General features: G+C 71.4%; 9 protein-coding genes. 8 read left to right on the top strand and 1 reads right to left on the bottom strand.

The window, feature by feature from the left end; genetic code table 11:
* Window positions 1–97: 97 nt before the first annotated feature.
* Window positions 98–601 (bottom strand): transcriptional regulator BldD, encoded by a 504-nt coding sequence (gene bldD / locus LG395_RS36750; RefSeq protein WP_020938842.1) that lies wholly within the window; start codon window positions 599–601, stop codon window positions 98–100.
* A gap of 263 nt (window positions 602–864) precedes the next feature.
* Between bldD and pyrR the strand changes: the two genes are divergently transcribed.
* The 8 genes from pyrR to pyrF all read left to right on the top strand — a co-directional run bounded on the left by pyrR (window position 865) and on the right by pyrF (window position 10,828).
* Complete coding sequence (gene pyrR, locus LG395_RS36745; protein WP_225813291.1) at window positions 865–1,446, top strand: bifunctional pyr operon transcriptional regulator/uracil phosphoribosyltransferase PyrR; 582 nt, start codon at window positions 865–867, stop codon at window positions 1,444–1,446.
* A 91-nt stretch (window positions 1,447–1,537) separates the two neighbouring features.
* Entirely contained in the window at window positions 1,538–2,515 is a 978-nt protein-coding gene (locus LG395_RS36740; protein ID WP_171158167.1) for an aspartate carbamoyltransferase catalytic subunit, read from the top strand.
* A 5-nt stretch (window positions 2,516–2,520) separates the two neighbouring features.
* On the top strand, window positions 2,521–3,807 hold the full coding sequence (locus LG395_RS36735; RefSeq protein WP_225813290.1) for a dihydroorotase: 1,287 nt from the start codon (window positions 2,521–2,523) through the stop codon (window positions 3,805–3,807).
* A complete protein-coding gene (locus LG395_RS36730) occupies window positions 3,804–4,364 on the top strand; it encodes a PH-like domain-containing protein (protein WP_171158172.1) in 561 nt (186 codons plus the stop codon). Before LG395_RS36735 ends, LG395_RS36730 begins: the two co-directional genes overlap by 4 nt.
* A complete protein-coding gene (carA, locus tag LG395_RS36725; protein WP_225813289.1) occupies window positions 4,361–5,503 on the top strand; it encodes a glutamine-hydrolyzing carbamoyl-phosphate synthase small subunit in 1,143 nt (380 codons plus the stop codon). Before LG395_RS36730 ends, carA begins: the two co-directional genes overlap by 4 nt.
* On the top strand, window positions 5,496–8,804 hold the full coding sequence (carB, locus tag LG395_RS36720; protein WP_225813282.1) for a carbamoyl-phosphate synthase large subunit: 3,309 nt from the start codon (window positions 5,496–5,498) through the stop codon (window positions 8,802–8,804). The genes carA and carB overlap by 8 nt, the downstream gene beginning before the upstream one ends.
* Window positions 8,805–8,879: 75 nt before the next feature.
* Entirely contained in the window at window positions 8,880–9,986 is a 1,107-nt protein-coding gene (locus tag LG395_RS36715; protein WP_171158178.1) for a quinone-dependent dihydroorotate dehydrogenase, read from the top strand.
* The gene (gene pyrF / locus LG395_RS36710) at window positions 9,983–10,828 is read left to right on the top strand and encodes an orotidine-5'-phosphate decarboxylase (RefSeq protein ID WP_171158180.1); all 846 of its coding nucleotides are present in this window, start codon (window positions 9,983–9,985) and stop codon (window positions 10,826–10,828) included. The genes LG395_RS36715 and pyrF overlap by 4 nt, the downstream gene beginning before the upstream one ends.
* Window positions 10,829–10,945 lie beyond the last annotated feature (117 nt).

The following is a 10,945-nucleotide window of genomic DNA, read 5'->3' as shown; positions in this document are numbered from 1 at the left end:
GGGGGGCGCGCCCGGCCCCCCCCCCCCCGGGGGGGGGCCCCCCCCCGCCGGGGCCCCCCCCCCCGGCGGCACGTTTCTGCTGAGGCGTACGAGGCGGTTAGGCGTCTTCGTGCGTCGCCACCGCGCGGCGCGCGTCCGCGTCCAGGACGCCCCAGCTGATCAGCTGCTCGGTGAGGACCGAGGGGGACTGGTCGTAGATGACGGCGAGTGTGCGCAGGTCGTCCTGGCGGATGGAGAGCACCTTGCCGTTGTAGTCACCGCGCTGGGACTGGATCGTCGCCGCGTAGCGCTGCAGGGGGCCCGCCTTCTCGGCCGGCACGGTGGCCAGCCGCTCCAGGTCCAGGACCAGCTTCGGCGGCGGCTCGGCGGCGCCGCCCGGCGTGGTGCCCGGCAGGAGCTCCTGCACCGGAACGCCATAGAAATCGGCCAGCTCGGCCAGGCGCTGCACGGTCACGGCGCGGTCGCCGCGCTCGTAGGAACCGACCACCACGGCCTTCCAGCGACCCTGGGACTTCTCCTCGACACCGTGGAGGGAAAGGCCCTGCTGGGTGCGGATGGCCCGGAGCTTGGCCCCGAGCTGTTTGGCGTATTCGCTGGACATATAGCTCCCCGGACACTGTGTCGACGCGGCCGGCTGCATTCCCGCCGCGCGGCTGGTAACTCACTGTGAGGTTACGCAGCGTGACTCTGATGCGTCAAGCCGAATGGTCCACACCGACTCTTCCGTGGTAGTGACGACCGATTGAGCCAAGCGGGTGACAGGGGGGCGTCCGGGGCCGGTCAGGTGACCTGCTACCGTGGTTGGCGCAATTCCGACGTCCTTTAAGGTCCGTCCCGTGAGGCGGAGAAGGAGGTCCGTTTCGTATGGACAAGCACGTCACGCCCGCGCCCGCGCAGGCTTCCGATGCCCGGCCCGTTCTCGAGGGCCCCGACATCGCACGGGTGCTCACCCGCATCGCCCACGAGATCGTCGAGCGCGCCAAGGGCGCCGACGACGTGGTGCTCCTCGGCATTCCGACCCGCGGCGTCTTCCTCGCCCAGCGGCTCGCCGCCAAGCTGGAGCAGATCACCGACCGCGCGGTCCCGGTCGGCTCGCTCGACATCACCATGTACCGCGACGACCTGCGCATGCACCCGCCGCGCGCGCTGGCCCGCACCGAGATCCCGGCCGACGGCATCGACGGCCGGCTGGTCGTCCTCGTCGACGACGTGCTCTTCTCCGGACGCACCATCCGCGCCGCCCTCGACGCCCTGAACGACATCGGGCGCCCGCGCGCGGTGCAGCTCGCGGTCCTGGTCGACCGCGGCCACCGGGAACTGCCCATCCGCGCCGACTACGTCGGCAAGAACCTCCCCACGTCGCTGCGGGAGACGGTCAAGGTCCAGCTCGCCGAGGAGGACGGTCGCGACACCGTGCTGCTCGGTGCGAAGCCGGCCGCTCAGTAGCAAGTCAGGCGCACGGCCGCTGCGGCGTGCCGTGAACACGCGCCCGCATGCCCGAAATCTCCTGAATGAACTGCCTTACGGAGCCTGACAGATGCAGCGTCATCTCATCTCGGCCGCCGACCTCACCCGCGACGACGCCGTCCTGATCCTCGACACCGCCGAGGAGATGGCCCGGGTGGCGGACCGGCCGATCAAGAAGCTGCCGACCCTGCGCGGCCGGACGATCGTCAACCTCTTCTTCGAGGACTCCACGCGCACGCGCATCTCCTTCGAGGCCGCCGAGAAGCGCCTGTCCGCGGACGTCATCAACTTCTCCGCCAAGGGGTCCTCGGTGTCCAAGGGCGAGTCCCTGAAGGACACCGCGCAGACCCTGGAGGCCATGGGCGTCGACGCGGTGGTCATCCGGCACGGCGCCTCCGGTGCCCCGTACCGCCTGGCCAACTCCGGCTGGATCGACGCGGCCGTCATCAACGCCGGCGACGGCACCCACCAGCACCCCACCCAGGCCCTGCTGGACGCCTTCACCATGCGCCGCCGGCTCATCGGCCGCGACGCCGGGCTCGGCCAGGACCTGTCCGGCAAGCGGATCACCGTCGTCGGAGACGTCCTGCACAGCCGGGTCGCCCGCTCCAACGTCGACCTGCTACACACCCTCGGCGCCGAGGTCACCCTGGTCGCCCCGCCCACGCTGGTGCCGGTCGGCGTCGACTCCTGGCCGTGCGCGGTCTCCTACGACCTCGACAGCACGCTGCCCAAGTCCGACGCCGTGATGATGCTCCGCGTCCAGCGCGAGCGCATGAACGCCGCCTTCTTCCCGACCGAGCGCGAGTACTCGCGGCGCTACGGTCTCGACGGCGACCGGATGGCGCGGCTGCCCGAGCACGCCATCGTCATGCACCCCGGCCCGATGGTGCGCGGCATGGAGATCACCGCCGAGGTCGCCGACTCCGGCCGCTGCACCGCCGTCGAGCAGGTCGCCAACGGCGTCTCCATCCGGATGGCCGTCCTGTACCTGCTGCTCGGCGGAAACGAGCCTGCCGTCACCCACTCCCGTACCGAGGAGAAGTAAGACACATGAGCAAGATCCTGATCCGTGGTGCGAAGGTGCTCGGCGGCGCGCCGCAGGACGTGCTGATCGACGGCGAGACCGTCGCCGAGGTCGGCACGGGGCTGTCCGCCGACGGCGCCGAGGTCGTCGAGGCCGGCGGCAAGGTGCTGCTGCCGGGCCTGGTCGACCTGCACACCCACCTGCGCGAGCCGGGCCGCGAGGACTCCGAGACCGTCCTCACCGGCACCCGCGCGGCGGCGAGCGGCGGCTACACGGCCGTCTTCGCCATGGCCAACACCTTCCCGGTGGCCGACACCGCCGGTGTGGTCGAGCAGGTCTGGCGGCTCGGCCAGGAGCACGGCTACTGCGACGTCCAGCCCATCGGCGCCGTCACCGTCGGCCTGGAGGGCAGGAAGCTCGCCGAGCTGGGCGCCATGCACGAGTCCGCCGCCGGCGTCACCGTCTTCTCCGACGACGGCAAGTGCGTGGACGACGCCGTGATCATGCGCCGCGCGCTGGAGTACGTGAAGGCCTTCGGCGGTGTCGTCGCCCAGCACGCGCAGGAGCCGCGGCTCACCGAGGGCGCCCAGATGAACGAGGGCGTCGTCTCCGCCGAGCTGGGCCTGGGCGGCTGGCCGGCCGTCGCCGAGGAGTCGGTCATCGCCCGTGACGTCCTCCTCGCCGACCACGTCGGCTCCCGGGTCCACATCTGCCACCTGTCGACCGCCGGCTCCGTGGAGATCGTCCGCTGGGCCAAGTCCCGGGGCATCCAGGTCACCGCCGAGGTCACCCCGCACCACCTGCTGCTCACCGACGAGCTGGTGCGCACCTACAACCCGGTCTACAAGGTCAACCCGCCGCTGCGCACCGAGCGCGACGTGCTGGCCCTGCGTGAGGCGCTCGCCGACGGCACGATCGACATCGTCGCCACCGACCACGCCCCGCACCCGCACGAGGACAAGGACTGCGAGTGGGCCGCGGCCGCCATGGGCATGGTCGGCCTGGAGACCGCGTTGTCGGTGGTCCAGGAGACGATGGTGGACACGGGCCTGTTGGACTGGGCCGGCGTCGCCGACCGCATGTCCTTCAAGCCCGCGCGGATCGGACAGGCCACCGGCCACGGCCGTCCCGTCTCGGCTGGTGAGCCCGCCAACCTCACCCTGGTCGACACGGAATACCGTGGCCGGGTGGACCCCGCGGGCTTCGCCTCGCGCAGCCGCAACACCCCCTACGAGGGGCGTGAGCTGCCGGGCCGTGTGACGCACACGTGGCTGCGGGGCAAGGCCACGCTCGTCGACGGGAAGCTCACGTGACACCTGTAATCCTGCTGGCCGAGGCCAAGCGGTCGGCCGACGTCACCGACTGGCCGGCCCGTATCGGCTGGCTCGTCGGACTGGTCCTCTTCATCGCGCTCGTCTACTGGCTGATGCGCGAGGGCTGGAAGTGGCGCGGCACCCTCCAGAGCGACCTGCCGGAGCTGCCTGCCGCGCCGGAGGAGACCGGCCCGGCCAGACTGAGCATGAGCGGCCGCTACCACGGCTCCACCACCGCCGGACAGTGGCTGGACCGCATCGTGGCCCACGGCCTGGGCACCCGCAGCCGGGCCGAGCTCACCCTGACCGACGCGGGCCTGGAGGTCGAGCGCCCCGGCGCGACCGACTTCTTCGTCCCCAAGGCCGCGCTGCGCGGGGCCCGGCTGGACAAGGGCATCGCCGGCAAGGTCCTCACCGAGGGCGGACTGCTGGTGGTGACCTGGGCGCTCGGCGACAAGCTGATCGACTCGGGCTTCCGCTCCGACCACGCGGCCGAGCACACCGAGTGGGTCGACACCCTGAACCAGATGACCAACGACACGGAAGGCGCACGATGACGACCTCCACCAGGGGAGCCGCGAAGACTCCCGCCGTACTCGTCCTGGAGGACGGCCGCACCTTCCGCGGCCGCGCCTACGGGGCCGTGGGGGAGACCTTCGGCGAGGCCGTGTTCTCCACCGGCATGACCGGCTACCAGGAGACCCTCACCGACCCGTCCTACGACCGCCAGATCGTCGTCGCGACCGCCCCCCAGATCGGCAACACCGGCTGGAACGACGAGGACGACGAGTCCGGCCGCATCTGGGTCTCCGGCTACGTCGTGCGCGACCCCGCGCGCGTGCCGTCCAACTGGCGGGCCAAGCGCTCCCTGGACGACGAGCTGGAGCGGCAGGGCGTGGTCGGCATCTCCGGCATCGACACCCGCGCCCTCACCCGTCACCTGCGCGAGCGCGGCTCCATGCGCGCCGGCATCTTCTCCGGCGAGGCGGTCGCCCCGGAGGCCGAGCTGCTCCGGCGCGTGCAGGCGCAGCCGCACATGAAGGGCGCGAGCCTCTACGAGGAGGTCGCGACCAAGGAGGCGTACGTCGTCCCGGCGGTCGGCGAGAAGCGGTTCACGGTCGCCGCCATCGACCTCGGCATCAAGGGCATGACCCCGCACCGCATGGCCGAGCGCGGCATCGAGGTGCACGTCCTGCCCGCCACCGCCACGGCCGACGACGTCTACGCCGTCGAGCCGGACGGGGTGTTCTTCTCCAACGGTCCCGGCGACCCGGCCACCGCCGACGGCCCGGTCGCGCTGATGACCGCCGTCCTGGAGCGCAGGACCCCGCTGTTCGGCATCTGCTTCGGCAACCAGATCCTCGGCCGCGCCCTCGGCTTCGGCACCTACAAGCTGAAGTACGGCCACCGGGGCATCAACCAGCCGGTCCAGGACCGTACGACCGGCAAGGTCGAGGTCACCGCGCACAACCACGGCTTCGCCGTGGACGCGCCGCTCGACAAGGTCAGCGAGACGAAGTTCGGCCGTGCCGAGGTCTCGCACGTCTGCCTGAACGACGACGTCGTGGAGGGGCTCCAGCTGCTCGACCAGCCGGCCTTCTCCGTCCAGTACCACCCCGAAGCGGCAGCCGGCCCGCACGACGCCGCCTACCTCTTCGACCGCTTCGTTTCCCTGATGGAGGGCCAGCGTGCCTAAGCGCACCGATATCCAGTCCGTCCTGGTCATCGGCTCCGGCCCGATCGTCATCGGCCAGGCCGCCGAGTTCGACTACTCCGGCACCCAGGCCTGCCGTGTGCTCAAGGCCGAGGGGCTGCGCGTCGTCCTCGTCAACTCCAACCCGGCGACGATCATGACCGACCCGGAGATCGCCGACGCCACCTACGTCGAGCCGATCACCCCCGAGTTCGTCGAGAAGATCATCGCCAAGGAGCGCCCGGACGCCCTGCTGCCCACCCTGGGCGGCCAGACGGCCCTGAACACCGCCATCTCCCTGCACGAGAACGGCGTCCTCGCCAAGTACGGCGTGGAGCTGATCGGCGCCAAGCCCGAGGCGATCCACAAGGGCGAGGACCGCGACCAGTTCAAGGCGGTCGTGGAGGAGGTCCGCCGCAAGATCGGGCACGGCGAGTCCGCCCGCTCGGTCATCTGCCACTCCATGGACGACGTCCTCAAGGGCGTCGAGACCCTCGGCGGCTACCCGGTCGTCGTCCGCCCGTCCTTCACCATGGGCGGCGCCGGCTCCGGCTTCGCGCACGACGAGGAGGAACTGCGCCGCATCGCCGGCCAGGGCCTCACGCTCTCCCCGACCACCGAGGTCCTCCTGGAGGAGTCCATCCTCGGCTGGAAGGAGTACGAGCTGGAGCTGATGCGCGACAAGAACGACAACGTCGTGGTCGTCTGCTCCATCGAGAACTTCGACCCGATGGGCGTGCACACCGGTGACTCCATCACCGTGGCGCCCGCGATGACGCTCACCGACCGCGAGTACCAGATCCTGCGGGACGTCGGCATCGCCGTCATCCGCGAGGTCGGCGTGGACACCGGCGGCTGCAACATCCAGTTCGCGGTGAACCCCGAGGACGGCCGGGTCATCGTCATCGAGATGAACCCGCGCGTGTCGCGGTCCTCCGCCCTCGCCTCCAAGGCGACCGGTTTCCCGATCGCCAAGATCGCCGCCAAGCTGGCCGTCGGCTACACGCTGGACGAAATCCCGAACGACATCACGCAGGAGACCCCGGCCTCCTTCGAGCCCACGCTCGACTACGTGGTCGTCAAGGCCCCGCGGTTCGCCTTCGAGAAGTTCCCGCAGGCCGACTCCACGCTGACCACCACCATGAAGTCGGTCGGCGAGGCCATGGCCATCGGCCGCAACTTCCCGGAGGCCTTCCAGAAGGCGCTGCGCTCCCTGGAGAAGAAGGGCAGCCAGTTCGCCTTCACGGGCGAGCCCGGCGACAAGGAGACCCTGCTGCGCGAGGCCGTACGGCCCACCGACGGCCGGATCAACACGGTCATGCAGGCCATCCGCGCCGGCGCCACCCCCCAGGAGGTCTTCGAGTACACGAAGATCGACCCCTGGTTCGTCGACCAGCTCTTCCTGATCAAGGAGATCGCCGACGAGCTGGCCGAGGCGCCCGAGCTGACCCGCGAGCTGCTCGCCGAGGCCAAGCGGCACGGCTTCTCCGACCAGCAGGTCGCCGAGATCCGCGGCCTGCGCGAGGACGTCGTCCGCGAGGTGCGGCACGCCCTCGGCGTCCGCCCGGTCTACAAGACGGTAGACACCTGCGCCGCCGAGTTCGCCGCGAAGACGCCGTACTTCTACTCCTCCTACGACGAGGAGAGCGAGGTCGCGCCGCGGGAGAAGCCCGCCGTGATCATCCTGGGCTCCGGCCCGAACCGCATCGGCCAGGGCATCGAGTTCGACTACTCCTGCGTCCACGCCTCCTTCGCGCTGTCCGACGCCGGGTACGAGACCGTGATGGTCAACTGCAACCCGGAGACCGTCTCCACGGACTACGACACCTCCGACCGCCTGTACTTCGAGCCGCTGACGCTGGAGGACGTGCTGGAGATCGTCCACGCGGAGCAGCAGGCCGGCCCGGTCGCGGGCGTCGTCGTCCAGCTCGGCGGCCAGACCCCGCTCGGCCTGTCGCAGGCCCTGAAGGACAACGGCGTGCCGATCGTCGGCACGTCCCCCGAGGCCATCCACGCGGCCGAGGACCGCGGCGCCTTCGGCCGCGTCCTCGCGGAGGCGGGCCTGCCGGCGCCCAAGCACGGCACCGCCACCACCTTCGCGGAGGCCAAGGCCATCGCCGACGAGATCGGCTACCCGGTCCTGGTGCGGCCGTCGTACGTCCTCGGCGGGCGCGGCATGGAGATCGTCTACGACGAGACCCGCCTGGCCTCCTACATCGCCGAGTCGACCGAGATCAGCCCCTCCCGGCCGGTCCTCGTCGACCGCTTCCTGGACGACGCCATCGAGATCGACGTCGACGCCCTGTACGACGGCGAGGAGCTGTACCTCGGCGGCGTCATGGAGCACATCGAGGAGGCCGGCATCCACTCCGGCGACTCGGCGTGCGCCCTGCCCCCGATCACCCTCGGCGGCTTCGACATCAAGCGCCTGCGCGCCTCCACCGAGGCCATCGCCAAGGGCGTCGGCGTGCGCGGCCTGATCAACATCCAGTTCGCGATGGCCGGCGACATCCTCTACGTCCTGGAGGCCAACCCGCGCGCCTCCCGCACGGTCCCCTTCACCTCCAAGGCGACCGCGGTGCCGCTCGCGAAGGCGGCCGCCCGCATCTCGCTGGGCGCGACCATCGCCGAGCTGCGCGCCGAGGGACTGCTGCCGAAGGACGGCGACGGCGGCGAGCTGCCGCTGGACGCGCCGATCTCCGTCAAGGAGGCCGTCATGCCGTGGTCGCGGTTCCGCGACATCCACGGCCGCGGTGTCGACACCGTCCTCGGCCCGGAGATGCGCTCCACCGGCGAGGTCATGGGCATCGACTCCGTCTTCGGCACGGCCTACGCCAAGTCGCAGGCGGGTGCGTACGGCCCGCTGCCCACCAAGGGCCGCGCGTTCATCTCGGTCGCCAACCGCGACAAGCGCTCGATGATCTTCCCGGCGCGCGAACTGGTCGCCCACGGCTTCGAGCTGCTCGCCACCTCCGGCACCGCCGAGGTCCTCAAGCGCAACGGCATCAACGCCACGGTCGTGCGCAAGCAGTCCGAGGGCACCGGCCCGAACGGCGAGCGGACCATCGTCCAGCTCATCCACGACGGCGAGGTCGACCTCATCGTCAACACCCCGTACGGCACCGGCGGCCGACTCGACGGCTACGACATCCGTACGGCGGCCGTGGCGCGGTCCGTGCCGTGCCTGACGACCGTCCAGGCGCTCGCGGCGGCCGTCCAGGGCATCGACGCCCTCAACCACGGTGACGTGGGCGTCCGCTCGCTCCAGGAACACGCGGAACACCTGACCGCGGCCCGCGACTAGCAGCCCCGAGGGGGACACCGGAAACGGTGTCCCCCTCGTCATGAGGGCTCCCTGAAGCTTCAGAAGGACACGCACATGTACGAGCTTTTCTTCCGTCTGGTCTTCCGCCGGATGGACCCGGAGCGGGCCCACCACCTCGCCTTCCGCTGGATCCGCCTCGCCGTCCGCGTCCCGGTGCTGCGCACCTTCCTCGCCGCCGCCCTCGCGCCCCGCCACGAGGAGCTGCGCACGGAGGCGTTCGGACTGCGCATGCACGGCCCGTTCGGGCTCGCGGCCGGGTTCGACAAGAACGCGGTGGCCATCGACGGGATGTCGATGCTCGGCTTCGACCACGTCGAGATCGGCACGGTGACGGGGGAGCCGCAGCCCGGCAACCCCAGGAAGCGGCTGTTCCGCCTCGTCGCGGACCGCGCGCTGATCAACCGCATGGGCTTCAACAACGACGGCTCCCTGGCCGTGGCGGCCCGCCTGGCCACCCGTGAGCCGGTCTTCAGGACGGTGGTCGGCGTCAACATCGGCAAGACCAAGGCGGTCCCGGAGTCCGAGGCCGTCGCCGACTACGTGAAGTCCGCCGAGCGCCTCGCGCCGTACGCGGACTACCTGGTCGTCAACGTCTCCTCGCCGAACACGCCCGGTCTGCGCGACCTCCAGGCCGTGGACCACCTGCGTCCGCTGCTCACCGCCGTGCGCGAGGCCGCCGACCGCACGGTGGCGAACCGGCGCGTCCCGCTGCTGGTGAAGATCGCCCCCGACCTCGCCGACGAGGACGTCGACGCGGTCGCCGACCTCGCCGTGGAGCTCGGCCTGGACGGCATCATCGCCACCAACACCACCATCGCGCGCGAGGGCCTCGGACTGCGGTCCTCCGCCGCGCTGGTCAAGGAGACCGGCGGCCTGTCCGGCGCCCCGCTCAAGGAACGCTCCCTGGAGGTCCTGCGGCGCCTGTACGCGCGCGTGGGCGACCGGATCACCCTGGTGGGCGTGGGCGGCATCGAGACCGCCGAGGACGCCTGGCAGCGCATCCTGGCCGGTGCCACGCTGGTCCAGGGCTACAGCGCCTTCATCTACGAGGGCCCCTTCTGGTGCCGCGCCCTCCACAAGGGCCTCGCCGCCCGCCTGCGCACCAGCCCGTACGCCACCCTCGCCGACGCGGTCGGCGCCGACGTGAGGAAGCCCGCATGAGCCCGTTGGAGCCCTTCGGCGCCCGGCTGCGCCGCGCCATGGACGAGCGCGGGCCGCTGTGCGTCGGCATCGACCCGCACGCGTCGCTGCTCGCCGAGTGGGGCCTGGACGACGACGTCGCCGGCCTGGAGCGGTTCAGCCGCACGGTCGTCGAGGCCCTGGCCGGCCGGGTGGCCGTCCTGAAGCCGCAGAGCGCCTTCTTCGAGCGGTTCGGCTCGCGCGGCCTCGCCGTCCTGGAGAAGTCGGTCCAGGAGGCGCGCGCGGCCGGCGCCCTGGTCGTGACGGACGCCAAGCGCGGCGACATCGGCTCGACCATGGCCGCCTACGCCGAGGCGTTCCTCCGCCCGGACGCCCCGCTGTTCTCCGACGCCCTGACGGTCTCGCCCTACCTCGGCTACGGCTCGCTGAGCCCGGCCGTCGCGCTCGCCCGGGAGAGCGGGGCCGGCCTGTTCGTGCTGGCGCTGACCTCGAACCCGGAGGGCGGCGAGGTGCAGCACGCCGTCCGCGCCGACGGCCGGACCGTCGGGGCGACGGTGCTGGCCCACCTGGCGGCCGAGAACGCGGGGGAGGAGCCGCTGGGCTCCTTCGGCGCGGTCGTCGGGGCCACGCTCGGCGACCTGTCCTCGTACGACCTGGACATCAACGGGCCGCTCCTCGCGCCCGGCATCGGTGCCCAGGGCGCGACCCCGGCCGATCTGTCCCGGGTCTTCGGGGCGGCCGTCCGCAACGTGGTGCCCAACGTCAGCCGGGGTGTTCTGCGTCACGGTCCCGACGTCAGCGCGCTGCGCGGGGCGGCGGAGCGGTTCGCGGCGGAGATCCAGGCCGCCGTCACGGCCGCCTGAGCAGCGGCCGCGTGCTCGGCTGAGCGGTCCCGCGCCGACTTGAGCTTGAATACATGCTCAAATCGAGGGCAGTATGTCTGAAATGTCTGGCCTCACGGAGGCTGACCAGGACTTTTC

The organism is Streptomyces spinosus (genome assembly GCF_020400655.1).
Lineage (GTDB): Bacteria > Actinomycetota > Actinomycetes > Streptomycetales > Streptomycetaceae > Streptomyces > Streptomyces argyrophylli.
Note: the sequence above shows the minus strand (reverse complement) of the source record. Positions and strands in the feature narration are given on the sequence as shown.